This is a genomic window from Streptomyces sp. CBMA152 (genome assembly GCF_014596475.1).
GTDB lineage: Bacteria > Actinomycetota > Actinomycetes > Streptomycetales > Streptomycetaceae > Streptomyces.
Genome location: NZ_MECJ01000001.1, coordinates 1 through 24,473, shown reverse-complemented (window position 1 = coordinate 24,473; position 24,473 = coordinate 1). Strand labels below are relative to the sequence as shown.

The 24,473-nt window shown below is 70.9% G+C and carries 24 protein-coding genes; 21 read left to right on the top strand and 3 right to left on the bottom strand.

Going from position 1 to position 24,473, the window contains the following annotated elements; all coding sequences use genetic code 11:
* Window positions 1-45 precede the first annotated feature (45 nt).
* A complete protein-coding gene (locus tag BG418_RS00120; RefSeq protein ID WP_188271529.1) occupies window positions 46-1,398 on the top strand; it encodes a replication-associated recombination protein A in 1,353 nt (450 codons plus the stop codon).
* 95 nt (window positions 1,399-1,493) lie between these two features.
* Here BG418_RS00120 and BG418_RS00115 read toward each other — a convergent pair whose 3' ends face one another.
* Window positions 1,494-2,180 carry a DUF2470 domain-containing protein gene (locus tag BG418_RS00115; protein ID WP_188271680.1) on the bottom strand — a complete coding sequence of 229 codons (687 nt, stop codon included), beginning with the start codon at window positions 2,178-2,180 and terminating at the stop codon, window positions 1,494-1,496.
* Between the two features lie 243 nt (window positions 2,181-2,423).
* Between BG418_RS00115 and rpsD the strand changes: the two genes are divergently transcribed.
* Window positions 2,424-3,038 (top strand): 30S ribosomal protein S4, encoded by a 615-nt coding sequence (rpsD, locus tag BG418_RS00110; RefSeq protein WP_188271528.1) that lies wholly within the window; start codon window positions 2,424-2,426, stop codon window positions 3,036-3,038.
* A 14-nt stretch (window positions 3,039-3,052) separates the two neighbouring features.
* Here the strand turns inward: rpsD and BG418_RS00105 are convergent, their stop codons facing one another.
* Window positions 3,053-5,203: an AAA family ATPase gene (locus BG418_RS00105; protein WP_188271527.1), complete on the bottom strand. Its 2,151-nt coding sequence runs from the start codon at window positions 5,201-5,203 to the stop codon at window positions 3,053-3,055.
* A gap of 160 nt (window positions 5,204-5,363) precedes the next feature.
* On the opposite strand from BG418_RS00105, the gene BG418_RS00100 reads away from it, so the two are divergent.
* The 14 genes from BG418_RS00100 (at window position 5,364) to nusB (ending at window position 18,767) form a co-directional block, all read left to right on the top strand.
* Window positions 5,364-5,786 carry a DUF948 domain-containing protein gene (locus BG418_RS00100; RefSeq protein WP_188271526.1) on the top strand — a complete coding sequence of 141 codons (423 nt, stop codon included), beginning with the start codon at window positions 5,364-5,366 and terminating at the stop codon, window positions 5,784-5,786.
* A gap of 7 nt (window positions 5,787-5,793) precedes the next feature.
* Entirely contained in the window at window positions 5,794-6,120 is a 327-nt protein-coding gene (locus BG418_RS00095) for a DUF6167 family protein (protein WP_188271525.1), read from the top strand.
* Complete coding sequence (gene alaS, locus BG418_RS00090; protein WP_188271524.1) at window positions 6,120-8,789, top strand: alanine--tRNA ligase; 2,670 nt, start codon at window positions 6,120-6,122, stop codon at window positions 8,787-8,789. The genes BG418_RS00095 and alaS overlap by 1 nt, the downstream gene beginning before the upstream one ends.
* Window positions 8,789-9,253, top strand: a complete 465-nt coding sequence (gene ruvX, locus BG418_RS00085; RefSeq protein ID WP_188271523.1) for a Holliday junction resolvase RuvX — start codon at window positions 8,789-8,791, stop codon at window positions 9,251-9,253. Before alaS ends, ruvX begins: the two co-directional genes overlap by 1 nt.
* Before the next feature lie 101 nt (window positions 9,254-9,354).
* Window positions 9,355-11,064 (top strand): endolytic transglycosylase MltG, encoded by a 1,710-nt coding sequence (mltG, locus tag BG418_RS00080; protein WP_188271522.1) that lies wholly within the window; start codon window positions 9,355-9,357, stop codon window positions 11,062-11,064.
* 5 nt (window positions 11,065-11,069) lie between these two features.
* Window positions 11,070-11,906, top strand: a complete 837-nt coding sequence (locus tag BG418_RS00075; protein ID WP_188271679.1) for a shikimate dehydrogenase — start codon at window positions 11,070-11,072, stop codon at window positions 11,904-11,906.
* A gap of 257 nt (window positions 11,907-12,163) precedes the next feature.
* Window positions 12,164-13,348, top strand: a complete 1,185-nt coding sequence (gene aroC / locus BG418_RS00070; RefSeq protein WP_188271521.1) for a chorismate synthase — start codon at window positions 12,164-12,166, stop codon at window positions 13,346-13,348.
* Window positions 13,345-13,863: a shikimate kinase gene (locus BG418_RS00065; RefSeq protein WP_188271520.1), complete on the top strand. Its 519-nt coding sequence runs from the start codon at window positions 13,345-13,347 to the stop codon at window positions 13,861-13,863. Before aroC ends, BG418_RS00065 begins: the two co-directional genes overlap by 4 nt.
* The gene (gene aroB / locus BG418_RS00060; protein WP_188271519.1) at window positions 13,860-14,954 is read left to right on the top strand and encodes a 3-dehydroquinate synthase; all 1,095 of its coding nucleotides are present in this window, start codon (window positions 13,860-13,862) and stop codon (window positions 14,952-14,954) included. Before BG418_RS00065 ends, aroB begins: the two co-directional genes overlap by 4 nt.
* Window positions 14,951-15,391 carry a type II 3-dehydroquinate dehydratase gene (gene aroQ / locus BG418_RS00055; RefSeq protein ID WP_188271518.1) on the top strand — a complete coding sequence of 147 codons (441 nt, stop codon included), beginning with the start codon at window positions 14,951-14,953 and terminating at the stop codon, window positions 15,389-15,391. Before aroB ends, aroQ begins: the two co-directional genes overlap by 4 nt.
* Window positions 15,392-15,538: 147 nt before the next feature.
* Complete coding sequence (locus BG418_RS00050) at window positions 15,539-16,405, top strand: Pro-rich N-terminal domain-containing protein (protein WP_188271517.1); 867 nt, start codon at window positions 15,539-15,541, stop codon at window positions 16,403-16,405.
* Between the two features lie 195 nt (window positions 16,406-16,600).
* Entirely contained in the window at window positions 16,601-17,707 is a 1,107-nt protein-coding gene (locus BG418_RS00045) for an aminopeptidase P family protein (protein ID WP_188271516.1), read from the top strand.
* Window positions 17,708-17,766: 59 nt separating this feature from the next.
* On the top strand, window positions 17,767-18,333 hold the full coding sequence (gene efp, locus BG418_RS00040; RefSeq protein WP_188271515.1) for an elongation factor P: 567 nt from the start codon (window positions 17,767-17,769) through the stop codon (window positions 18,331-18,333).
* A gap of 2 nt (window positions 18,334-18,335) precedes the next feature.
* Window positions 18,336-18,767: a transcription antitermination factor NusB gene (gene nusB, locus BG418_RS00035; protein ID WP_188271514.1), complete on the top strand. Its 432-nt coding sequence runs from the start codon at window positions 18,336-18,338 to the stop codon at window positions 18,765-18,767.
* 181 nt (window positions 18,768-18,948) lie between these two features.
* Here nusB and bldD read toward each other — a convergent pair whose 3' ends face one another.
* Window positions 18,949-19,449: a transcriptional regulator BldD gene (gene bldD / locus BG418_RS00030; protein ID WP_067155757.1), complete on the bottom strand. Its 501-nt coding sequence runs from the start codon at window positions 19,447-19,449 to the stop codon at window positions 18,949-18,951.
* Between the two features lie 227 nt (window positions 19,450-19,676).
* On the opposite strand from bldD, the gene pyrR reads away from it, so the two are divergent.
* From pyrR to carA, 5 genes are all read left to right on the top strand, one after another.
* A complete protein-coding gene (gene pyrR, locus BG418_RS00025; protein WP_188271513.1) occupies window positions 19,677-20,252 on the top strand; it encodes a bifunctional pyr operon transcriptional regulator/uracil phosphoribosyltransferase PyrR in 576 nt (191 codons plus the stop codon).
* A 95-nt stretch (window positions 20,253-20,347) separates the two neighbouring features.
* The gene (locus tag BG418_RS00020) at window positions 20,348-21,328 is read left to right on the top strand and encodes an aspartate carbamoyltransferase catalytic subunit (RefSeq protein ID WP_188271512.1); all 981 of its coding nucleotides are present in this window, start codon (window positions 20,348-20,350) and stop codon (window positions 21,326-21,328) included.
* Between the two features lie 2 nt (window positions 21,329-21,330).
* Window positions 21,331-22,617, top strand: coding sequence for a dihydroorotase (locus tag BG418_RS00015; RefSeq protein WP_188271511.1), 1,287 nt, complete (start codon window positions 21,331-21,333; stop codon window positions 22,615-22,617).
* On the top strand, window positions 22,614-23,204 hold the full coding sequence (locus BG418_RS00010) for a hypothetical protein (protein WP_188271510.1): 591 nt from the start codon (window positions 22,614-22,616) through the stop codon (window positions 23,202-23,204). The genes BG418_RS00015 and BG418_RS00010 overlap by 4 nt, the downstream gene beginning before the upstream one ends.
* Entirely contained in the window at window positions 23,201-24,355 is a 1,155-nt protein-coding gene (gene carA / locus BG418_RS00005) for a glutamine-hydrolyzing carbamoyl-phosphate synthase small subunit (protein WP_188271509.1), read from the top strand. The genes BG418_RS00010 and carA overlap by 4 nt, the downstream gene beginning before the upstream one ends.
* The last annotated feature ends 118 nt before the right edge of the window (window positions 24,356-24,473 follow it).

The following is a 24,473-nucleotide window of genomic DNA, read 5'->3' as shown; positions in this document are numbered from 1 at the left end:
CCGGCGCTGACCGCGTTGTCAGTGCCGTGGCATAGGGTTCTTGACGTGGAGCCCGACCTGTTCACCGCAGCCGCAGAGGACCGCCAGGAGAAAGACCCGGCAGGCAGCCCTCTGGCCGTCCGGATGCGCCCGCGCACCCTCGACGAGGTGGTCGGGCAGCAGCATCTGCTCAAGCCCGGCTCGCCGCTGCGGCGCCTGGTGGGGGAGGGGAGCGGCGGCCCCGCCGGCCCCTCGTCAGTGATCCTGTGGGGCCCGCCCGGCATCGGCAAGACGACACTCGCGTACGTGGTGTCGAAGGCGACCAACAAGCGCTTCGTCGAGCTCTCCGCGATCACCGCAGGCGTCAAGGAAGTGCGGGCCGTCATCGACGGGGCCCGCCGGGCGATCGGCGGCTTCGGCAAGGAGACCGTCCTCTTCCTCGACGAGATCCACCGCTTCTCCAAGGCCCAGCAGGATTCACTGCTGCCGGCCGTGGAGAACCGCTGGGTGACCTTGATCGCGGCGACGACCGAGAACCCGTACTTCTCGGTGATCTCCCCCCTGCTCTCGCGCTCCCTGCTGCTCACCCTCGAACCGCTCACCGACGACGACCTGCGCAGCCTGCTGCGCCGGGCGGTCACCGAGGAGCGCGGGCTCGGCGGCGCGGTGACGCTGCCCGAGGACGCCGAGGCGCATCTGCTGCGCATCGCGGGCGGCGACGCCCGCCGCGCGCTCACCGCCCTGGAGGCGGCGGCCGGTTCGGCGCTGGCGAAGGGCGAGAAGGACGTCACGCTCCAGACCGTCGAGGAGACGGTCGACCGGGCGGCGGTGAAGTACGACAAGGACGGCGACCAGCACTACGACGTGGCGAGCGCCCTGATCAAGTCCATCCGGGGCTCGGACGTGGACGCGGCGCTGCACTATCTGGCGCGGATGATCGAGGCGGGCGAGGACCCCCGGTTCATCGCCCGCCGCCTGATGATCTCGGCCAGCGAGGACATCGGCCTGGCGGATCCGACGGCGCTGCCCACGGCGGTCGCCGCCGCCCAGGCGGTCGCGCTGATCGGCTTCCCCGAGGCGGCCCTCACCCTCAGCCACGCCACCATCGCGCTGGCTCTCGCGCCGAAGTCGAACGCGGCGACGAACGCGATCTTCGCGGCGATGGCGGACGTCCGGGCGGGCCTGGCCGGCCCCGTTCCGGCGCATCTGCGCGACGGCCACTACAAGGGCGCGGCCAAGCTCGGCCACGCCCAGGGGTATGTGTACCCGCACGACGTGCCGGGCGCGATCGCGGCCCAGCAGTACGCGCCGGACGCGGTGGCGCAGAAGCGCTACTACGAGCCGACGCGGTACGGGGCGGAGGCGCGGTACGCGGACGTGGTAGAGAAGGTCAGGGAGCGGTTGGGGCGGGCGGAGTAGCCGCTCTGCTCGGCCCGCGACCAGGGCGCGAGCAACGCCTGGCCGTAAGCGAAGGCCGACGGCGACCCGCGCCCGCCCGCCCCGCCCCTCCGCCGTCAGCCCTCCGCCGCCTCGAACAGCCGCCGCATCGCGCGCCGCAGCCCCGTGAGGTCCGTCACCGGCTCCGGGAACTCGAAGCGCGCGTCGAAGCAGTGCCCGGCGTGGTCCTGGAAGCGCACGCGCAGCCCGAACCGGTCGAGCGCCAGCGGCGTGACCGACTTCATCCCGTCCGGGCCCTGCTCCACCAGGCCGCACAGCGACCGCACCTGTTCCCCGTGGGACGCGTGCAGATGTTGCAGGAGCTCGGTCTCGTGGGAGGCCAGCGGATCGGGCTCGGCGGCGGCGAACGCCTCGGGCGCCACCGACATCGCGCCCCACAGGTCGTCCACGTACGCCTCGTCGACCTCCAGGCGGAGCGTCATGCTGCCGGGCGGGGCCAGGCCCGGGACGCGGGTGAGCCAGCCGGTGATCCAGGCGCGGCCCCGGATGCGGTGGGGGACCGAGACCGGTGCCACATCGGTGAGCGCCAGGACGGCCGAGAGCTCGTCGTCGTGGGCGTGGGTGGCGGCCCGTACGGCGGGCGAGTCGGCGGGGAAGAGCAGGAAGAGATCGCCGTGCGGACCGACATTGCGCAGCCTGGGCATCAGCTGCTCCGGGCGGGCGCCGTCGAGGCCGGTGATGAGCAGCACCGACGAGCAGGTACTATGTACGAGAGTTCGTGTGCGCTCGGCTGCTGACGGCATCCGCGCGATTTCAAGTCCGCTGGGACGCGGCTGACCACGATCTGATCGGACCTCCGTCACGTGACCGGTGGCATGCTGCGCACCGGTACCGGCCCCCTTGTGCGGGCCGGTGGAGCCGACCCCTTCTGCGGGTTCGGCCTTCTTCGTGCTGTCCGTGATGTGACTGGTGTTCCCCGGACGAGACATACGATCTCCTTGAGTAAGGTGAGCCTAACCTAACCCAACCATGGAGGTTTGGAGAACGTGCCTAACCAGTCGCGTCCCAAGGTCAAGAAGTCTCGTGCGCTCGGCATCGCGCTGACGCCGAAGGCCGTCAAGTACTTCGAGGCCCGTCCGTACCCGCCGGGCGAGCACGGCCGTGGCCGCAAGCAGAACTCGGACTACAAGGTCCGTCTGCTCGAGAAGCAGCGTCTGCGCGCCCAGTACGACATCTCTGAGCGTCAGATGGCGCGTGCCTACGACCGCGCCAAGAAGGCCGAGGGCAAGACGGGCGAGGCGCTGGTCGTCGAGCTCGAGCGTCGCCTCGACGCCCTGGTCCTGCGTTCGGGCATCGCCCGCACCATCTACCAGGCCCGCCAGATGGTCGTCCACGGCCACATCGAGGTCAACGGTGGCAAGGTCGACAAGCCGTCGTTCCGTGTCCGTCCGGACGACGTCATCACCGTCCGCGAGCGCAGCCGTGCGAAGCACCCCTTCCAGGTTGCCCGCGAGGGTGGCTACGCCGGCGAGGGCGAGACCCCGCGCTACCTCCAGGTGAACCTGAAGGCCCTGGCCTTCCGCCTGGACCGTGACCCGAACCGCAAGGAAATCCCGGTCATCTGCGACGAGCAGCTCGTCGTCGAGTACTACGCCCGCTGAGCCAGGCGCAGTATTCAGCGCTCCGCGCTTCGGCCCGCCGTCCCCTCGCTCCGCACGGAGCGGGAGGCGGCGGGCTTCCGCGTTCCCGGAGCCGGTTCGGGTGGCGCCGGCGTCTGCGGTACGGCCTCCTCGCCGCCCGAGCCGGTCAGCGCCCGCGCCACCGCCTCGTCCGGATCGAGGCCCCTGCCGCACTGCCGGAACGTCTCGTACGCGCCGTCCCCCAGCCGCTCGCGCGCCCGCTCCTCGCACAGCACATGCGCCGCGTTGAAGGACGCCGAGCCGAACAGCGGCAGCCCCACCGACGGCCAGATCCGCTCGGCCGCCCCCTGGATCACCGCCGCCTGGGCCGGATCACCCCCGTCCACCGCGACCAGAGCGAGTAGTTCGAGCGCCAGGACCGTGCCCAGCAGGTCGTGGAAGGCGTGGTCGATCTCCAGGCACTCCGCCAGCAGCCGCCGCGCCCCGCCGAGATCCTTGGCGTGCCAGGCCGCGTACCCGAGGACGTACAGCGCGTACGCGAGGGCCCAGCGCTCGCCGTGCTCCGCGCAGATCTCCACCACGTGCTCGCACATCACGACGGCCTCGTCGAGATGGCCCCGGAAGGCCACCGCCATCGCGAGCTCCACCCGCGCCATCAGCACATTGCTGTTGAGCTCGCCGATCTCCTCGTACTGCGCGAGCGCCGTGCGCAGCAGTTCCTCCGCGCGCGGCATGTCGTCACAGACCAGGGCCAGACAGCCGGTCCGGTGCACCGCGTACGCCCGGGCCACCGCGTCGCCGGTGCGCTCGGCGTCCTCGCGGCACTCGTGCAGCGCCGCGATCGCCGCCACCGAGTCGCCGCGCAGCACCGAGACATAGCCGAGCACCCACAGCGCCTTGAGCCGGGCGCCGTCGTGGTCGCCGCCCCCGGCCTCCAGGACCAGGCCCAGCCAGTGCCTCCCCTCGGCGAGCCGCCCGCAGCCGACCCAGCAGAACCAGAGCGTCCCGGCCAGGTACTGGGCCAGGTGTATGTCCTGCTCCGAGTCGAGCGAGTAGTCCAACGCGGCCCGCAGATTGGGCAGTTCGGCCTCCACCCGCACCGCGACCTCCGCCTGGCGCGGGCTGAACCAGTCGAGCTCGCACCAGGTGGCGAGCCCGAGGTACCAGTCGCGGTGGCGCCGGTGCAGCCGGTCGGCGTCGCCGGTCGCGGTCAGCCACTCGGCGCCGTACTCCCGTACGGTGTCGAGCATCCGGTAGCGCACGCCCGCCGGGCCGTCCTCGCGCACCACCAGCGAGTGGTCGAGGAGCTGCTGGAGTACGTCGAGGACGTCCTCGGGCGGCAGGTCCGGGCCGACGCAGATGTACTCGACGGCCTCCAGGTCGAACTGCCCGGCGAACACCGAGAGCCGGGCCCACAGCAGCCGCTGGGGCGAGGTGCACAGCTCATGGCTCCAGCCGATGGTGGTGCGCAGCGTCTGATGGCGGGCCACGGTTCCACGTCCGCCGCAGGTCAGCAGGTGGAAGCGGTCGTCCAGGCGGTGCAGCACCTGCTCGACGGAGAGCGCGCCGAGCCGTCCGGCCGCGAGTTCCAGGGCGAGCGGAATCCCGTCGAGGCGCCGGCACACCTCCCGTACGGTGGCCGTCCGTTCCTCGGTGAATGCCACGCCATGGGCCCGGTCGGTGAAGAGCGCCACCGCGTCCTCGTCGTCCATCGGGGCCAGCGCGAGCAGCCGCTCGCCGTCGAGGCGTAACGGCAGGCGGCCCGCGGCGAGGACACGCAGGCCGGGGGAGCGGCGCAGCAGCTCGCACACCAGCTCCGCGCAGGCGTCCACCAGCTGCTCGAAGCCGTCCAGGACGAGCAGCGGCGAGCGCTCGGCGAGGTGGTCCAGGAGGGTGCGGCGCGGCGGGCGGGTGGTGTGGTCGGTGAGTCCCAGGGCCTCGACGACCGCGTGGTCGAGCAGGTCCGGGTCGGTCACCGTGGACAGGTCCGCCAGCCACACCCCGTCGCAGTAGCGTTCCTGCGCGGCCACGGCGGCGGCCGCGCGCAGCGCCAGGCGGGTCTTCCCGACGCCGCCGACCCCGACCACGGTGGTCAGTCGCGCCTCGCCCAGCAGCCCGTGCAGGGCGGCCAGTTCACGTTCTCGCCCGACGAAGCCGTTCAGCTCCGACGGCAGATTGGAGCGCATGGGACACGCAGAGTACTGAAGGGTGTGCACTGCGTACAATCGGCCTGCCAGACTCCGCTTCCGTGACGCCCTAATGCGGTAGGGGGCAAGACCCTCGGCGCGATAGGGTCGGGGGACAACTTTTCTTGTCCGACGGTCGATGCGCAGGGAGCGGTGCGAAGTGTCCGGTGGAGAGGTGGCCGGGATCCTGGTGGCCGTCTTCTGGGCGATCCTGGTGTCCTTCCTCGCCGTAGTCCTCGTGAGGCTGGCCCAGACGCTGAAGGCGACCACCAAGCTGGTGGCGGACGTGACCGAACAGGCCGTCCCGCTGCTCGCGGACGCCTCCTCGGCGGTGCGCTCGGCGCAGACCCAGCTGGACCGGGTCGACGCCATCGCCTCGGACGTCCAGGAGGTCACCTCCAACGCGTCGGCGCTCTCCACCACGGTCGCCTCGACCTTCGGCGGCCCGCTGGTGAAGGTCGCGGCCTTCGGGTACGGGGTGCGCCGGGCCATCGGACGGAAAACCGGGCCCGCCGAGCCGCCTCGCACGGTGATCGTCGGGCGGACTCTGCCGTCCGCGCGGCGGAGCAAGCGAAAGGGCTGACGCTGCGATGTTCCGCCGTACGTTCTGGTTCACCGCGGGCGCCGCAGCCGGTGTGTGGGCCACCACCAAGGTCAACCGGAAGCTGAAGCAGCTCACCCCGGAGTCCCTGGCCGCGCGCACCGCCGACAAGGCGATCGAGGCGGGCCACAAGCTGAAGGACTTCGCGCTCGACGTGAAGGCCGGCATGGTCCAGCGCGAGTCCGAACTCAACGACGCGCTGGGGCTCAACGCGTCCAACGTGCACGAACTCCCGGCGCAGCGCCGCCTCGCGGCACTCGACCACCCCAAGCAGCAGTACAAGACGATCTCGTACAACCGGAATGAGGACCACTGATGGAGTCGGCTGAAATCCGCCGCCGCTGGCTGAGCTTCTTCGAGGAGCGCGGGCACACCGTCGTCCCTTCGGCGTCGCTCATCGCGGACGACCCGACTCTGCTCCTCGTCCCCGCGGGCATGGTGCCGTTCAAGCCCTACTTCCTGGGTGAGGTCAAGCCCCCGGCGTCCACGCTGACCAGCGTGCAGAAGTGCGTCCGTACCCCGGACATCGAAGAGGTCGGCAAGACCACCCGCCACGGCACGTTCTTCCAGATGTGCGGCAACTTCTCCTTCGGCGACTACTTCAAGGAAGGTGCCATCCGGTACGCCTGGGAGCTGCTCACCTCGCCGCAGGACAAGGGCGGTTACGGCCTGGAGCCGGAGAAGCTCTGGATCACGGTCTACCTCGACGACGACGAGGCCGAGGCCATCTGGCGCGACAAGATCGGCGTCCCCGCCGAGCGCATCCAGCGCCTGGGCAAGAAGGACAACTTCTGGTCCATGGGCGTCCCGGGACCGTGCGGCCCCTGCTCCGAGATCAACTACGACCGCGGCCCCGAGTTCGGCGTCGAGGGCGGCCCGGCCGTCAACGACGAGCGGTACGTGGAGATCTGGAACCTGGTCTTCATGCAGTACGAGCGCGGTGCGGGCGACGGCAAGGAGGACTTCCCGATCCTCGGCGACCTGCCGTCGAAGAACATCGACACCGGTCTGGGTCTTGAGCGCCTCGCCATGATCCTGCAGGGCGTACAGAACATGTACGAGACCGACACCCTGCGCGTGGTCATGGACAAGGCCACCGAGCTGACGGGTGTCCGCTATGGCGCCGCCCACCACACCGACGTCTCGCTGCGTGTGGTCGCCGACCACATCCGTACGTCCACGATGCTCATCGGCGACGGCGTCACGCCCGGCAACGAGGGCCGCGGCTATGTGCTGCGCCGCATCATGCGCCGCGCCATCCGCAACATGCGCCTCATGGGCGCCACCGGCCCGGTCGTCCAGGACCTGATCGACGTCGTGATCACCACGATGGGTCAGCAGTACCCGGAGCTCATCACCGACCGCAAGCGCATCGAGACGGTCGCGCTCGCCGAAGAGGCCGCCTTCCTCAAGGCCCTCAAGGGCGGCACCAACATCCTGGACACCGCCGTCACCGAGACCAAGGCCGCCGGCGGCACGGTCCTGGCCGGCGAGAAGGCGTTCCTGCTCCACGACACCTGGGGCTTCCCGATCGACCTCACCCTGGAGATGGCCGCCGAGCAGGGCCTCGCCGTGGACGAGGACGGCTTCCGGCGCCTGATGAAGGAGCAGCGGGAGCGCGCCAAGGCCGACGCCAAGGCCAAGAAGACCGGCCACGCCGACCTGTCCGCCTACCGCGAGGTGGCCGACAACTCGGGCGAGACCGACTTCACCGGCTACACGCTCACCGAGAACGAGTCGACGGTCGTCGGCCTGCTCGTCGACGGTGTGCCCTCGCCCGCCGCCTCCGAGGGCGACGAGGTCGAGGTCGTCCTGGACCGCACCCCGTTCTACGCCGAGGGCGGCGGCCAGCTCGCCGACCAGGGCCGCATCAAGCTCGACACGGGCGCGGTCATCGAGATCCGCGATGTGCAGAAGCCGGTCCCGGGCGTCCACGTCCACAAGGGCGTCGTCCAGGTCGGCGAGGTGACGCTCGGTGCCTCGGCCCTCGCCGTCATCGACATCAAGCGCCGCCGCGCCATCGCCCGCGCCCACTCCGCCACGCACCTGACCCACCAGGCCCTGCGCGACGCGCTCGGCCCGACGGCCGCCCAGGCCGGTTCGGAGAACTCGCCGGGCCGCTTCCGCTTCGACTTCGGCTCGCCCGCCGCCGTTCCCGGCACGGTCCTCACCGACGTCGAGCAGAAGATCAACGAGGTCCTCTCGCGCGAACTGGACGTCCAGGCCGAGGTCATGTCGATCGACGAGGCCAAGAAGCAGGGCGCCATCGCCGAGTTCGGCGAGAAGTACGGCGAGCGCGTGCGCGTCGTGACCATCGGCGACTTCTCCAAGGAGCTGTGCGGCGGTACGCACGTCCACAACACCGCCCAGCTGGGCCTGGTGAAGCTGCTCGGCGAGTCCTCGATCGGCTCCGGTGTGCGCCGTATCGAGGCCCTGGTCGGCGTGGACGCGTACAACTTCCTCGCCCGGGAGCACACGGTCGTCGCCCAGCTCCAGGAGCTGGTCAAGGGCCGCCCCGAGGAGCTGCCCGAGAAGATCTCCACCATGCTCGGCAAGCTGAAGGACGCCGAGAAGGAGATCGAGAAGTTCCGCGCCGAGAAGGTCCTGGCCGCCGCCGGCGGGCTCGCCGAGGGCGCCAAGGACGTGAAGGGCGTGGCCCTGGCCATCGGTCAGGTGCCGGACGGCACCTCCGCCGACGACCTGCGCAAGCTCGTCCTCGACGTGCGCGGCCGTATCCAGGGCGACCGCCCGGTGGTTGTGGCGCTTTTCACCACCGCCAACGGCCGCCCGCTGACCGTCATCGCCACCAACGAGGCCGCCCGCGAGCGCGGTCTCAAGGCCGGTGACCTGGTCCGTACCGCCGCCAAGACCCTCGGTGGCGGTGGCGGCGGCAAGCCGGACGTCGCCCAGGGCGGCGGCCAGAACCCGGACGCTGTGGGCGACGCCATGGCCGCCGTCGAGCGCCTCGTCGCCGAGACGGCCTGATGCGACGCGGACGCCGTCTCGCGATCGACGTCGGGGACGCCCGGATCGGGGTCGCCTCGTGCGACCCCGACGGGGTGCTCGCCACGCCGGTGGAGACCGTGCCGGGACGTGACGTCCCGGCCGCCCACCGGCGGTTGCGCCTGCTCGTCGAGGAGTACGAGCCCATCGAGGTGGTCGTGGGGCTGCCTCGCTCCCTCAGCGGGGGCGAGGGCCCGGCGGCCGTCAAGGTCCGTAAATTCGCCCAGGAACTGGCGAAGGGCATCGCGCCGATTCCGGTCCGTCTCGTCGACGAGCGGATGACGACGGTGACGGCCACTCAGGGACTGCGCGCCTCCGGCGTGAAGTCGAAGAAGGGCCGGTCGGTCATCGATCAGGCGGCCGCAGTGATCATTCTTCAGACCGCGCTTGAGGCCGAACGGGTGTCAGGCAGACCGCCCGGCGAGGGCGTCGAAGTGGTTATCTGATCGCGATACGGTAACGTTCCGCGCGATGCGGCGACATTCGAACAGCTGCCGCACAGCGGAAGAGGCGGACCGTCCGGATGCCTCGCGGCTCTAGGGGACCGATGACTGAGTATGGCCGGGGCGCAGGCTCCGAACCGTGGCATCCCGAGGATCCTCTGTACGGGGACCAGGGGTGGGGAGCGCAGCAGGCTGCCTCCGGTCAGGCTCCGTACGGCGACCAGCAGGCGCATCAGCAGTACGCGCAGCAGCAGCCGCAGCATCCGCAGTACCAGCAGCAACACCCGCAGCAGGCCCAGCATCAGCAGCACCCGCAGGACCCGTACGCGCAGCAGAACCAGCAGCAGGCGCAGCAGCAGTACGGCGGGCAGCCCCAGCAGGGTTACCCGCAGGAGCAGTACGTACAGCAGGCTCAGTACAACGCGGGATGGGACACCGGCCAGCAGGCGGCCATGCCCTACGCCGGGCAGCAGCCGGACGGCTACACCGGTTACGGCGCCGAGACGCAGGACTACTACGGCACGCCCGAGGCGTATCCGCCGCCGCAGCCGCCGAACCAGCGCCGGACGGTGCCGGAGCAGGCGCCCGAGTGGACGCCGGAGGAGCCGGAGGCCGAGCCGGAGCCGGAGAAGGAGACGCATCCTTTCTTCACCGACGGCGCCGACAGTGACGCCGACGAGGACGAGCCGCGCTCGTCCCGGCGGGGCAAGGGCGGCAAGGGCAAGGGGAAGAAGAAGGGCAAGAGCGGGCGCGCCTGTCTGGTGCTCGTCGTCGTCTTCTCCCTCGGCGTCGGCGGCGCCGGGTATTTCGGCTACCAGTTCTGGCAGAAGAAATTCGGCACGGCCCCCGACTATGTCGGAACCGGTTCCACCCCGATTCAGGTGGAAATCCCCCAGGGTGCCGGTGGATACGAAATCGGCGGAATTCTGGCGAAGGCCGGAGTGGTCAAGAGCCAGGGCGCGTTCGTCTCCGCACAGAACGACAATCCCAAGGGCAAGACCATTCAGGCGGGCGTCTACACGCTCAACAAGGGAATGTCGGCGGCGAACGCGGTCGCGGCCATGCTGAACCCGACCAGCCGCAGCAACTTCATCATTCCCGAAGGCAAGCGGAACGCCTGGGTCTACGAGCAGATCGACAAGCGCCTCGAACTCAAGCCGGGCACGACCAAGGACGTCGCGAAGGCGCAGGCGAAGAATCTCGGGCTGCCCGACTGGGCGAATGACAACAAGGAGATCCAGGATCCGCTGGAAGGGTTCCTCTACCCGGCCAGCTACCCGGTCGCCAAGGGCGCCAAGCCCGAGGACATCCTGCGCAAGATGGTCTCGCGGGCCAACTCCGAGTACTCCAAGGTCGATCTGAAGGGCATGTCCGTCAAGCTCGGCCTGAAGTCGCCGCTCCAGGTGATCACGGTCGCGAGCCTCGTCCAGGCGGAAGGCAAGTACAAGCACGACTTCGACAAGGTCGCGCGGGTCGTCTACAACCGTCTGAAGCCCGGCAACACCGAGACCTACGGCCTGCTCGACTTCGACTCGACGGTCAACTACGCCAAGGCCGAATCGACCCTGGACACGGGTGCGGTCAAGAACCTGCGCGACTTCCACCACCCGTACAACACCTATTACATCCACGGACTGCCGCCCGGTCCCATCGGCAACCCCGGTGATTCCGCGCTGCACTCGGCGCTCAACCCGACGCCGGGCCCGTGGTACTACTTCGTCTCGGTCACCGAGGACGAGACGCTGTTCGCGGTCACCAACGAAGAGCAGAACCAGAACCGCAAGAAGTACGAACAGGGGAAATCCGGCCAGTGAGTTCCGTGAGCCAGGAGAGCGGTGCGCGACGGGCGGCCGTACTGGGGTCGCCCATCGCCCACTCGCTCTCCCCGGTACTGCACCGCGCCGCGTACAAGGAACTCGGCCTCGCCCACTGGTCGTACGACCGTTTCGAGGTGGACGAGGCCGCGCTTCCCGGATTCATCGACGGGCTCGACAGTTCCTGGGCCGGGCTCTCGCTCACGATGCCGCTGAAGCGGGCGATCATCCCGCTGCTCGACGGCATCAGCGACACCGCCTCCTCGGTGGAGGCGGTGAACACCGTCGTCCTCACCCGCGACGGGCGCCGCTACGGCGACAACACCGACATCCCGGGCATGCTCGCCGCACTGCGCGAGCGCGGCGTCGAGCGGGTCCCCTCGGCGGCCGTCCTCGGCGCGGGCGCCACCGCGTCCTCGGCGCTCGCCGCCCTCGCCCGTATCTGTACGGGTGAGGTCACCGCGTACGTCCGCAGCGCCGCCCGCGCGGACGAGATGCGCGGCTGGGGCGAGCGGCTGGGCGCGGACGTCCGTATCGCGGACTGGGCGGACGCGGCCGGGGCCTTCGAGGCGCCGCTCGTGATCGCCACCACCCCGGCGGGCACCACCGACGCGCTCGCCGCGGCCGTCCCCGAGCGCCCCGGAACGCTCTTCGACGTCCTGTACGACCCGTGGCCGACCGCGCTCGCGACCGCCTGGGCCGAGCGCGGCGCCCCGGTCGTCGGCGGCCTCGACCTCCTGGTCCACCAGGCGGTCCTCCAGATCGAGCAGATGACGGGCGTGGCGAAGGCCCCGCTGGACGTCATGCGCGAGGCGGGCGAGCGAGCCCTGAAGGCCCGCTGAGCTGTACCCCCTAGGGGCGCGGGACTGTGTCGTTGTGCGGCTCCGCCGCGATGGGGGTCCCCCCTGTTCGAGCGAAGCCGAGAACTTGGGGGAGCGACCAGCCACAGACAACCCGCACGTGACCAAGAAGCCGTCCGCTTGCTGGACCGGGTCCCGGCTCACCATCGCGGACGTGGGAGGATCAGTGGTGGCGGGCCAGGGCCGCGCACCCGGCCGCGCCGTAGTACCAGAACGCGCGCGAGCAACGAGGAGCACCGTTGAGCAGGTTGCGCTGGCTGACCGCTGGGGAATCCCACGGTCCCGCACTTGTCGCGACGCTGGAGGGCCTTCCCGCCGGCGTGCCGATCACCACGGAGATGGTGGCCGACCACCTGGCCCGGCGGCGCCTGGGCTATGGACGTGGCGCGCGGATGAAGTTCGAGCGTGACGAGGTCACGTTCCTGGGCGGTGTCCGCCACGGCCTCTCCATGGGCTCGCCGATCGCGATCATGGTGGGCAACACCGAGTGGCCCAAGTGGGAACAGGTCATGTCGGCCGACCCCGTGGACCCCGAGATCCTCGCGGACCTCGCCCGCAACGCCCCGCTGACGCGTCCCCGCCCCGGGCACGCGGATCTGGCGGGCATGCAGAAGTACGGCTTCGACGAGGCGCGCCCGATCCTGGAGCGCGCCAGCGCCCGCGAGACCGCCGCGCGCGTGGCGCTCGGCGCGGTCGCCCGCTCCTACCTGAAGGAGACGGCCGGGATCGAGATCGTCTCGCACGTGGTCGAGCTGGCCGCCGCGAAGGCGCCGTACGGCGTCTACCCGACGCCCGCCGACGTGGAGAAGCTGGACGCCGATCCGGTGCGCTGCCTGGACGCGGACGCGTCGAAGGCGATGGTCGCCGAGATCGACCAGGCCCACAAGGACGGCGACACCCTCGGCGGTGTGGTCGAGGTCCTTGCCTACGGCGTGCCCGTCGGCCTCGGCTCGCACGTCCACTGGGACCGCAGGCTGGACGCCCGTCTCGCCGCCGCCCTCATGGGCATCCAGGCCATCAAGGGCGTCGAGGTCGGCGACGGCTTCGACCTCGCGCGCGTGCCCGGCTCCAAGGCCCACGACGAGATCGTGCAGACGGCCGAAGGCGTCAAGCGCACCTCGGGCCGCGCGGGTGGCACCGAGGGCGGTCTGACCACCGGTGAGCTGCTGCGCGTACGGGCCGCGATGAAGCCGATCGCGACCGTGCCGCGCGCGCTGGCCACCATCGACGTCGCCACCGGCGAAGCCGCCAAGGCCCACCACCAGCGCTCCGACGTGTGTGCCGTCCCGGCCGCGGGCATCGTGGCCGAGGCCATGGTCGCGCTCGTCCTCGCGGACGCGGTCGCGGAGAAGTTCGCCGGCGACAGCGTCCCGGAGACCCGTCGCAACGTCCGGTCCTACCTCGACAACCTGCAGATCCGGTGAGCACCGGTCCGCTGGTCGTCCTGATCGGCCCGATGGGCTCGGGGAAGTCCACCGTGGGCGCGCTGCTCGCCGAGCGGCTCGGCGCGCCCTACCGGGACACCGACGCCGACATCGTGGCCGCCGAGGGCCGCCAGATCGCCGACATCTTCGTCGACGAGGGCGAGGCGCACTTCCGTGAGCTGGAGCGGGAGGCGGTCCGTGCCGCCGTCGCCGAGCACACGGGCGTGCTCGCCCTCGGCGGCGGCGCGATCCTGGACGCGTCCACGCGCGCGCTGCTCGCCGGACGGCCGGTCGTCTATCTGTCGATGGACGTCGAGGAGGCGGTGAAGCGGGTCGGTCTCAACACCGCCCGCCCGCTCCTCGCGGTCAACCCGCGCCGCCAGTGGCGCGAGCTGATGGACGCACGGCGCCATCTGTACACCGAAGTCGCCCGGGTCGTCGTCGCGACCGACGACCGCACCCCCGAAGAGGTCGCCCAGGCGGTCCTCGACGCACTGGAGCTGAAAACCGCATGAGCGAGCAGGCACCCACCCGGATCCACGTCGGCGGCAGCGCCGGGGCGGACCCGTACGACGTGCTGGTCGGCCACAACCTCCTCGCCGAACTCCCCGGTCTGATCGGCACGAAGGCCCGCAAGGTCGCCGTCATCCACCCGGAGGCGCTGGCCGGCACCGGCGACGCCATCCGCGAGGATCTGGCCGCCCAGGGCTACGAGGCCATCGCCATCCAGGTGCCCAACGCCGAGGAGGCCAAGACCTACGAGGTCGCCGCCTACTGCTGGAAGGCGCTCGGCCAGTCCGGGTTCACCCGCACCGACGCCGTCGTCGGCGTCGGCGGCGGCGCCACCACCGACCTCGCGGGCTTCGTCGCCGCGACCTGGCTGCGCGGGGTGCGCTGGATCTCGGTCCCGACCACCGTGCTCGGCATGGTCGACGCGGCCGTCGGCGGCAAGACCGGCATCAACACCGCCGAGGGAAAGAACCTGGTGGGCGCCTTCCACCCGCCCGTCGGCGTGCTGTGCGACCTCGCCGCACTCGACTCGCTGCCGGTCCACGACTACGTGTCCGGCATGGCCGAGGTCATCAAGGCGGGCTTCATCGCCGACCCGGTCATCCTCGACCTGGTCGAGGCCGACCCGGCGGGCGCCCGCACTCCCGAGGGCCCGCACACGGCCGAGCTCATCGAGCGCGCGATCCAGGTGAAGGCCGACGTCGTCTCCAGCGACCTCAAGGAGTCGGGGCTGCGCGAGATCCTGAACTACGGGCACACCCTCGCGCACGCCATCGAGAAGAACGAGCGCTACAAGTGGCGCCACGGCGCGGCCGTCTCGGTCGGCATGGTCTTCGCGGCCGAACTCGGCCGACTGGCCGGGCGCCTGGACGACGCCACGGCCGACCGGCACCGTTCGATCCTGGAGTCGGTGGGCCTGCCGCTCACCTACCGGGGCGACCAGTGGCCCAAGCTGGTCGAGAACATGAAGCTGGACAAGAAGTCGCGGGGCGACCTGCTGCGCTTCATCGTCCTCGACGGTCTCGCCAAGCCGACGGTCCTGGAGGGCCCGGACCCGGCGGTGCTGCTCGCCGCGTACGGGGAGGTGTCGGCGTGAGCCGCCGGGTGTTCGTGCTGAACGGCCCCAACCTGGGCCGCCTGGGCTCGCGCGAGCCGGACGTCTACGGGGCGACCACGTACGCCGGTCTCGTCGAGGTCTGCGAGTCGCTGGGCAAGGAGCTCGGCTTCGACGTGGAGGTCCGCGAGACCAACGACGAGGGCGACATGATCCGCTGGCTGCACGAGGCGGCCGACGGAAAGATTCCGGTCGTTCTCAACCCGGGCGCGTTCACCCACTATTCGTACGGAATGCGGGACGCGGCCGCCCAGCGCACCGCCCCGCTCATCGAGGTGCACATCTCGAACCCGTACACGCGTGAGGAGTTCCGTCACACTTCCGTGGTGGCGGCCGTGGCCAGCGGCACGGTCGCGGGCTTCGGCATCGGCTCGTACCGCCTGGCACTGCGCGCGCTCGCCGACGAACTCGGCGGCTGAGCGGGCACCTTCGCCGCTCCCCGGCCGTTCACACTGCGACGGCCGGGGAAGGTACGGTTCTGGACCGGGACGCCATGGGGGTCCCTCGGGCCGCGGGGGAGCGCCCGGACCAGCACCAGTCGCCTGTACGAGACGGAGTGGCACCGGATGCAGCACGAAGCGGGGGCTCCGCTTCCGCCGCCTCACGCCCCGGGGCACGGACCGGGCGCCGACTGGGCCCTCGGCGCCCACCAGCCGACGCTCCACGACGCCCCACAGCCCCCGGTCCAGGGCGCCCAGCCGCCCCCGCCGCCCCCGTTCCCGGGCCCACCGCAGTCCGCACCACCACCGGCGCCGGGCTGGCACGCCCCGGCGCCCCACCACGCGCCCGCGCCGCCCTCCCGCGACACCACCGGGCACGTCACGCTGCCGCCTGGCGGCCCCGTCCCGCTGCCGCAGGCGCCCGGCGGCACCGGGGTCACCACGCTCGCCGTGCTGCTCATAGGCCCGGCGGGTGCGGGCAAGACCACGGTCGCCCGCTACTGGGCCCAGCACCGCCGCGTCCCCACCGCGCACATCAGCCTCGACGACGTACGCGAATGGGTCTGCTCGGGTTTCGCGGACCCGCAGGCGGGGTGGAACGACCACTCCGAGGCGCAGTACCGCCTGGCCCGCCGCACCTGCGGCTTCGCCGCGCGCAACTTCCTGGCCAACGGCATCTCCTGCATCCTCGACGACGCGGTCTTCCCGGACCGCCCGGTCGTCGGCCTCGGCGGCTGGAAACGCCACGTGGGCCCCGGCCTGCTCCCGGTCGTCCTCCTGCCGGGCCTGGACATCGTCCTGGAACGCAACGCCGAACGCTCCGGCAACCGCCGCCTCTGCGACGAGGAGGTCGCCGGCATCCACGGCCGCATGGCGGGCTGGTACGGCTCGGGCCTCCCCATCATCGACAACTCCCAATACGACGTCCCCACGACGGCCCGCCTCCTGGACGACGTACTGGCAAGGGCGATTGCGAGCCCGCCGAGCTGGTGAGGACGCGGCCCGAAGGGCCGCACCCAGGGGCGCGGGGAACTGCGCGACCAGCCCAAGACGGCCCGCAGCAAAGCGACCACACAACGGCGAAGCCGAAAGCCGGTCCGGCCACTGAGGACGACTCGGCCACCGGGGCGACCCCCGGTCGGACGCGTAGATCCGGCCGACAACGCGTCCCCCTCATACGCTCGACGCATGTCAGAGGTGTACGCGGCCCGCCGCGCATGGCTACGCGACCGCTGCGCGGCCGCCGGGAGCGCCGCCGCGCTGGTCTCCCGCTCGGCGAACGTCCGCTATCTCGCGGGCGGCGCCCCACCCCGCGCCGTACTGCTGCTCGGCCCCGCCGAGGACGTCCTGCTGTGCCCCCGCACGCCCACCGGCGACCTCGTGGAGGGCCGGCTCGACGAGCATCTACGGGTCACCGTGCTGCCCACGCCCTCGGGCGACCCCGCCGTGGCGGCCGCCGACCTCGCCCAGACATCCGGCGCGGACTCGCTGAGCGTCGAGGAGCACGACCTGACCGTGGTCCGCCACCGCGCGCTCGGCTCGGTGGCGCCCCGGCTGCTCCTGGGCGACCTCGGGGGAGCGGTCGAGCAACGGCGGCTCGTCAAGGACGAGGAGGAGATCGCCTGTCTGCGGATCGCCGCCGAGATCACCGACCAGGCGCTCGGCGAGCTCCTGGAGTCGATCCTGGTGGGCCGCACCGAACGCCACCTCGCCCTGGAACTGGAGCGCCGCTTGGTGGACCACGGCGCCGACGGCCCGGCCTTCACCACCTCCGTCGGCACCGGCCCGAACTCCGGCCGGGGCGGCCACCGCCCCTCGGACCGCCGCGTCGAGGAAGGCGATTTCCTCTCCGTGTGCCTGGGCGCCACCTATCGCGGCTACCGCTGCGAGATCGGCCGTACGTTCGTCATCGGGACGACCCCGGCCGACTGGCAGATCGAGCTCTACGAGGTCGTCTTCGCCGCTCAGCGGGCCGGCCGGGAGGCGCTGGCGCCGGGCGCGGAGTACCGGGCGGTGGACCGCGCGGCACGTCAGGTGCTGGACGCGGCGGGGCACGCGGAGGGCCTGGGAGCGTGCACCGGACACGGCGTGGGCCTCGAAATCGACGAGGACCCGCAGCTCGCACCTGGAGCCATGGGTAAACTGGACGCTTGCGTGCCGGTCACCGTCGAACCGGGGGTCCACCTCCCGGGCCGGGGTGGTGTCCGAATCGATGACACGCTCGTCGTCCGTCCCGAGGCGGATGGCGGGCCAGAGCTACTCACCATTACGACCAAGGAACTGCTCGCGCTCTAGCACCGCTGTGAACGCGCACCCTCGGTCCCACCAGCTTCAGTCCAGGAGATTCCGCAACCGTGGCTTCCACGAACGACCTCAAGAACGGCATGGTGCTCAAGCTCGACGGGGGCCAGCTCTGGTCCGTCGTCGAGTTCCAGCACGTCAAGCCCGGCAAGGGCCCGGCCTTCGTGCGCACCAAGCTCAAGCACGTGCTCTCCGGCAAGGTCGTCGACAAGACCTTCAACGCCGGTACGAAGGTCGAGACGGCCACCATCGACCGCCGCGACATGCAGTTCTCCTACATGGACGGCGACTACTTCGTCTTCATGGACATGGAGACGTACGACCAGCTGCACATCGACCGCAAGAACGTCGGTGACGCCGCCAACTTCCTGATCGAGGGCTTCACCGCCTCCGTGGCGCAGCACGAGGGCGAGGTGCTCTACGTCGAGCTCCCCGCCGCCGTCGAGCTGGTCATCCAGCACACCGACCCGGGCGTCCAGGGCGACCGCTCCACCGGCGGCACCAAGCCGGCCACCCTGGAGACCGGTTACGAGATCGGCGTCCCGCTCTTCATCACCACCGGTGAGAAGATCAAGGTCGACACCCGCACCGGCGACTACCTCGGCCGGGTGAACAGCTAACCGTGGCTGCCCGGAACAAGGCGCGCAAGCGCGCCTTCCAGATCCTCTTCGAGGCCGACCAGCGCGGTGAGTCCGTGCAGACGGTCCTCGCGGACTGGGTGCGCCACTCGCGGTCCGACGACCGTCAGCCGCCGGTCAACGAGTACACGATGGAGCTCGTCGAGGGGTACGCGCAGCATGTGGCGCGGATCGACGACCTGATCTCCACGTACGCCGTCGACTGGACGCTCGACCGCATGCCGGTCGTCGACCGGAACATCCTGCGGCTCGGCACGTACGAGCTGGTGTGGATGGACGAGACGCCGGACGCCGTCGTGATCGACGAGGCGGTGCAGCTGGCGAAGGAGTTCTCCACGGACGACTCCCCGGCCTTCGTGAACGGGCTGCTGGCCCGTTTCAAGGAGCTCAAGCCGAGTCTTCGCCGGGACGCCTGAGCCCCGGCTCGACCGGCACGCGAAGGGCCCGCCGTACGTGCGTACGGCGGGCCCTTCGCCGTACCCGGAGGCGGGCGCGGGCATGGGTCTTGTGAGGTCGCGTGAAAACGCCGCCGGGCCGGCCCGCTCCCTGGGGGATCGGGCCGGCCCGGCGGCACGTTTCTGCTGAGGCGTCAGCGTGTCAGTTGTCCTCGTGGGCGACCGCGCGGCGCGCGTCCGCGTCGAGGACGCCCCAGCTGATCAGCTGCTCGGTGAGAACCGAGGGCGACTGGTCGTAGATGACCGCCAGGGTGCGCAGGTCGTCCTGACGGATCGACAGCACCTTGCCGTTGTAGTCACCCCGCTGGGACTGGATCGTCGCCGCGTACCTCTGCAGCGGGCCCGCCTTCTCCGGCGGGACGTGGGCAAGACGCTCAAGGTCGAGGACGAGCTTCGGCGGCGGCTCGGCCGCGCCGCCGGGCGTGGTGCCCGGAAGCAGCTCCTGGACCGGGACCCCGTAGAAGTCCGCCAGCTCGGCGAGGCGCTGGACGGTCACGGCACGGTCGCCGCGCTCGTACGACCCGACCACGACGGCCTTCCAGCGGCCCTGGGACTTCTCCTCCACGCCGTGGAGGGAGAGGCCCTGCTGGGTGCGGATGGCGCGGAGCTTGGCCCCGAGCTGTTTTGCGTATTCGCTGGACATATAGCTCCCCGGACGCTGGAACACTTTTCGGCTCCGCCGCGTGGCGGTAACTCACTGTGAGGTTACGCAGCGTTACTTGGCTGCGTCAAGCCGAATGGTCCATACCCCCACCCCAGACGGGTGACGACCCCGTGTGAGGACCGGGGAATGCCCTGGTACCGTGGACGGAGTAATTCCGACGTCCTTTAAGGTCCGTCCCGTGAGGCGGAGAAGGAGGTCCGTTTCCTATGGACACGCACCAGACCGATGCGGCGCGCCCCGTACTTGAGGGCCCCGACATCGCACGGGTACTGACCCGTATCGCCCACGAGATCGTCGAACGCGCCAAGGGCGCCGACGATGTGGTGCTCCTCGGCATTCCCACCCGAGGCGTCTTCCTGGCCCGCAGGCTGGCCGACAAGCTCGAAGAGATCACCGAAGGCAAGATCCCGGTGGGCTCCCTCGACATCACCATGTACCGGGACGACCTGCGCATGCACCCGCCGCGCGCGCTGGCCCGCACCGAGATCCCCGGTGACGGTGTCGACGGCCGCCTGGTCGTCCTCGTCGACGACGTGCTCTTCTCCGGCCGCACCATCCGCGCCGCGCTCGACGCGCTGAACGACATCGGCCGCCCGCGCGCCGTGCAGCTCGCGGTCCTCGTCGACCGCGGCCACCGCGAACTTCCGATCCGCGCCGACTACGTCGGCAAGAACCTCCCGACGTCGCTGCGGGAGACGGTCAAGGTCCTGCTCGCCGAGGAGGACGGCCGCGACGCCGTGCTGCTCGGTGCCAAGCAGGCCGCTCCGGCCGGCGAGCAGTAAGCCACCTTCCGTACGGAGTACGGGTCGCACCGGCCCGTACGGCACTTCTGCGCGCCCGCATGCCCAAACCTCCACGAACCTGGAGAAGAACCCAGATGAAGCGTCACCTCATCTCGGCCGCCGACCTCACCCGCGACGACGCCGTGCTCATCCTCGACACCGCCGAAGAGATGGCCCGGGTCGCGGACCGGCCGATAAAGAAGCTCCCCACCCTGCGCGGCCGTACCGTCGTCAACCTCTTCTTCGAGGACTCGACCCGCACCCGGATCTCGTTCGAGGCCGCCGAGAAGCGGCTGTCCGCGGACGTCATCAACTTCACCGCCAAGGGCTCCTCGGTCTCCAAGGGCGAGTCCCTGAAGGACACCGCCCAGACGCTGGAGGCGATGGGCGTGGACGCCGTCGTCATCCGCCACGGAGCCTCCGGCGCGCCCTACCGGCTCGCCACCTCCGACTGGATCGACGCGGCCGTCATCAACGCGGGCGACGGCACCCACCAGCACCCCACCCAGGCCCTGCTGGACGCCTTCACCATGCGCCGCCGCCTGGTCGGCCGGGACGCCGGGCTCGGCCAGGACCTGGCCGGCAAGCGCATCACGATCGTCGGCGACGTGCTGCACAGCCGGGTGGCCCGCTCCAACGTCGACCTGCTGCACACGCTGGGCGCCGAGGTCACCCTGGTGGCCCCGCCCACCCTGCTGCCCGTCGGCGTCGACCACTGGACCTGCGACGTCTCCTACGACCTCGACAGCGTGCTGCCGAAGTCCGACGCGGTGATGATGCTTCGTGTGCAGCGCGAGCGCATGAACGCCGCCTTCTTCCCGACCGAGCGCGAGTACTCGCGGCGGTACGGGCTCGACGGCGAGCGCATGGCCAAGATGCCCGAGCACGGCATCGTGATGCACCCCGGCCCGATGGTCCGCGGCATGGAGATCACCGCCGAGGTCGCCGACTCCGACCGCTGCACCGTCATCGAGCAGGTCGCCAACGGTGTCCACACCCGGATGGCCGTCCTGTACCTGCTTCTGGGCGGCAACGAGTCCGCCGTCAGTCACGCCCGTACCGAGGAGAGCAAGTAATCATGAGCAAGATCCTTATCCGTGGCGCGAAGGTACTCGGCGGCGAAGTCCAGGACGTCCTGATCGAGGGCGAGACGATCGCCCAGGTCGGCACCGGCATCGACGCGGGGGACGCGACGGTCGTCGAGGCCGACGGCCAGATCCTGCTCCCCGGCCTCGTAGACCTGCACACCCACCTGCGCGAGCCGGGCCGCGAGGACTCCGAGACGGTTCTCACCGGCACCCAGGCCGCCGCGCGCGGCGGGTTCACCTCCGTCTTCGCCATGGCCAACACCTTCCCGGTCGCCGACACCGCGGGTGTCGTCGAGCAGGTCTGGCGGCTCGGACGCGAGCACGGCTACTGCGACGTCCAGCCGATCGGCGCCGTCACCGTGGGCCTGGAGGGCAAGCAGCTCGCCGAGCTCGGCGCCATGCACGACTCGGCCGCCGGGGTCACCGTCTTCTCCGACGACGGCAAGTGCGTCGACGACGCGGTGATCATGCGCCGCGCCCTGGAGTACGTGAAGGCGTTCGGCGGCGTCGTCGCCCAGCACGCCCAGGAGCCGCGCCTGACCGAGGGCGCCCAGATGAACGAGGGCGTCGTCTCGGCCGAGCTCGGGCTCGGCGGCTGGCCCGCCGTCGCCGAGGAGTCGATCATCGCGCGCGATGTGCTGCTCGCCGAGCACGTCGGCTCCCGCGTCCACATCTGCCACCTCTCGACCGCGGGCTCGGTCGAGATCGTGCGCTGGGCCAAGTCGCGCGGCATCGACGTGACCGCCGAGGTCACCCCGCACCACCTGCTCCTCACCGACGAGCTGGTCCGCTCGTACAACCCGGTCTACAAGGTGAACCCGCCGCTGCGCACCGAGGCCGACGTGATGGCGCTGCGCGAGGCGCTGGCCGACGGCACGATCGACATCGTCGCCACCGACCACGCCCCGCACCCGCACGAGGACAAGGACTGCGAGTGGGCCGCGGCCGCCATGGGCATGGTCGGCCTGGAGACCGCGCTCTCCGTCGTGCAGCACACCATGGTCGACTCCGGTCTCCTCGACTGGGCGGGTGTCGCCGAGCGCATGTCGGTCAAGCCCGCGCGGATCGGCGGCGCCGAGGACCACGGCCGCCCCGTCTCGGCAGGCGAGCCCGCCAACCTCACGCTGGTCGATCCGGCATACCGTGGTCCCGTGAACCCCGCGGGCTTCGCCTCCCGCAGCCGCAACACCCCGTACGAGGGCCGTGAGCTGCCGGGGCGCGTCACCCACACCTTCCTGCGGGGCAGGGCGACGGTCGTGGACGGGAAGCTGGCATGACACCTGCACTCTTCAATCTCGGCGTAGCGACGCTGGCCGCCGAGCAGAAGTCGGCCGAAGTGACGCACTGGGGGGCCCGGATCGCCTGGGTCGTCGGCGTGCTGATCTTCGTGGGCTTCGTGTACTGGCTGATGCGCCAGGGCTGGAAGTGGCGCGGCACCCTCCAGTCGGACCTGCCGGAGCTGCCCGCCGTGCCCAAGGCGACCGGCCCGGCGACACTGAGCATGAGCGGCCGCTACCACGGCTCCACCACGGCCGGGCAGTGGCTCGACCGGATCGTCGCGCACGGTCTGGGCGTCCGCAGCAAGGCCGAGCTCACCCTGTCGGCCGAGGGCGTACACGTCGTACGGCCCGGCGCCGACGACTTCTTCATCCCGGCCGAGGCACTGCGCGAGGCCAGGTCCGAGAAGGCGATCGCCGGAAAGGTCCTCCCGGAGGGCGGCCTGCTGGTCGTCACCTGGGCCCACGGCGACAAGCTGATCGACTCGGGCTTCCGGTCCGACCAGGCGTCCGAGCACGCCGCCTGGATCGAGGCCATCAACTCCATGAACCACCCCACCACCACGACGGAAGGCGCCGCACGATGACGACCTCCAAGCCGGGAATCGCCTCGCAGAGAAGGGCAGCTCCCGCAGTACTCGTCCTGGAGGACGGCCGCACGTTCCGCGGCCGCGCCTACGGGGCCACGGGGGTGACGTTCGGCGAGGCCGTGTTCTCCACCGGTATGACCGGTTACCAGGAGACGCTGACCGACCCGTCGTACCACCGCCAGGTCGTCGTGATGACCGCGCCGCACGTCGGCAACACCGGCGTGAACGACGAGGACCCCGAGTCGCAGCGGATCTGGGTCGCCGGTTACGTCGTACGCGACCCCGCCCGCGTCCCGTCCAACTGGCGCGCCCAGCGCTCGCTCGACGAGGAGCTGCGCCACCAGGGCGTCGTCGGGATCTCCGGCATCGACACCCGCGCGCTCACCCGCCATCTGCGCGAGCGCGGCGCGATGCGCGTCGGCATCTTCTCCGGCAACGCGCTGCCCGACGAGGGCACGATGCTCGCCGAGGTGCGCCAGGCGCCCGAGATGCAGGGCGCGGACCTCTTCGCCGAGGTCGCCACCAAGGAGACGTACGTCGTCCCCGCGATCGGTGAGAAGAAGTTCACCGTCGCCGCCGTCGACCTCGGCATCAAGGGCATGACCCCGCACCGGATGGCCGAGCGCGGCATCGAGGTGCACGTGCTGCCCGCGACCGCCACCGTCGAGGACGTGTACGCGGTCAACCCGGACGGCGTGTTCTTCTCCAACGGCCCGGGCGACCCGTCCACCGCCGACGGCCCGGTGGCCGTGATGAAGGCGGTCCTGGAGCGCAAGACTCCGCTCTTCGGCATCTGCTTCGGCAACCAGATCCTGGGCCGCGCGCTCGGCTTCGGCACGTACAAGCTGAAGTACGGCCACCGCGGTATCAACCAGCCGGTGCAGGACCGTACGACCGGCAAGGTCGAGGTCACCGCGCACAACCACGGCTTCGCCGTCGACGCCCCGCTCGACAAGGTCTCCGACACGCCGTACGGGCGTGCCGAGGTCTCCCACGTCTGTCTGAACGACCAGGTCGTCGAAGGCCTCCAGCTGCTCGACCAGCCGGCCTTCAGCGTCCAGTACCACCCCGAGGCGGCCGCCGGCCCGCACGATGCCGCGTACCTGTTCGACCGCTTCGTTTCCCTGATGGAGGGCCAGCGTGCCTAAGCGCTCCGATATCCAGTCCGTCCTGGTCATCGGCTCCGGCCCGATCGTCATCGGTCAGGCCGCCGAGTTCGACTACTCGGGTACCCAGGCCTGCCGCATCCTCAAGGCCGAGGGCCTG

What these genes read in the sequence shown, in the direction of transcription:
- BG418_RS00115 (WP_188271680.1), bottom strand. Translation starts at nt 2,180, where the DNA reads ATGCCGTCAGCAGCCGAGCGCACACGAACTCTCGTACATAGTACCTGC.
- BG418_RS00105 (WP_188271527.1), bottom strand. Translation starts at nt 5,203, where the DNA reads ATGCGCTCCAATCTGCCGTCGGAGCTGAACGGCTTCGTCGGGCGAGAA.
- BG418_RS00095 (WP_188271525.1), top strand. Translation starts at nt 5,794, where the DNA reads ATGTTCCGCCGTACGTTCTGGTTCACCGCGGGCGCCGCAGCCGGTGTG.
- alaS (WP_188271524.1), top strand. Translation starts at nt 6,120, where the DNA reads ATGGAGTCGGCTGAAATCCGCCGCCGCTGGCTGAGCTTCTTCGAGGAG.
- ruvX (WP_188271523.1), top strand. Translation starts at nt 8,789, where the DNA reads ATGCGACGCGGACGCCGTCTCGCGATCGACGTCGGGGACGCCCGGATC.
- mltG (WP_188271522.1), top strand. Translation starts at nt 9,355, where the DNA reads ATGACTGAGTATGGCCGGGGCGCAGGCTCCGAACCGTGGCATCCCGAG.
- aroB (WP_188271519.1), top strand. Translation starts at nt 13,860, where the DNA reads ATGAGCGAGCAGGCACCCACCCGGATCCACGTCGGCGGCAGCGCCGGG.
- BG418_RS00050 (WP_188271517.1), top strand. Translation starts at nt 15,539, where the DNA reads ATGCAGCACGAAGCGGGGGCTCCGCTTCCGCCGCCTCACGCCCCGGGG.
- BG418_RS00045 (WP_188271516.1), top strand. Translation starts at nt 16,601, where the DNA reads ATGTCAGAGGTGTACGCGGCCCGCCGCGCATGGCTACGCGACCGCTGC.
- bldD (WP_067155757.1), bottom strand. Translation starts at nt 19,449, where the DNA reads ATGTCCAGCGAATACGCAAAACAGCTCGGGGCCAAGCTCCGCGCCATC.
- pyrR (WP_188271513.1), top strand. Translation starts at nt 19,677, where the DNA reads ATGGACACGCACCAGACCGATGCGGCGCGCCCCGTACTTGAGGGCCCC.
- BG418_RS00020 (WP_188271512.1), top strand. Translation starts at nt 20,348, where the DNA reads ATGAAGCGTCACCTCATCTCGGCCGCCGACCTCACCCGCGACGACGCC.
- BG418_RS00015 (WP_188271511.1), top strand. Translation starts at nt 21,331, where the DNA reads ATGAGCAAGATCCTTATCCGTGGCGCGAAGGTACTCGGCGGCGAAGTC.
- BG418_RS00010 (WP_188271510.1), top strand. Translation starts at nt 22,614, where the DNA reads ATGACACCTGCACTCTTCAATCTCGGCGTAGCGACGCTGGCCGCCGAG.
- carA (WP_188271509.1), top strand. Translation starts at nt 23,201, where the DNA reads ATGACGACCTCCAAGCCGGGAATCGCCTCGCAGAGAAGGGCAGCTCCC.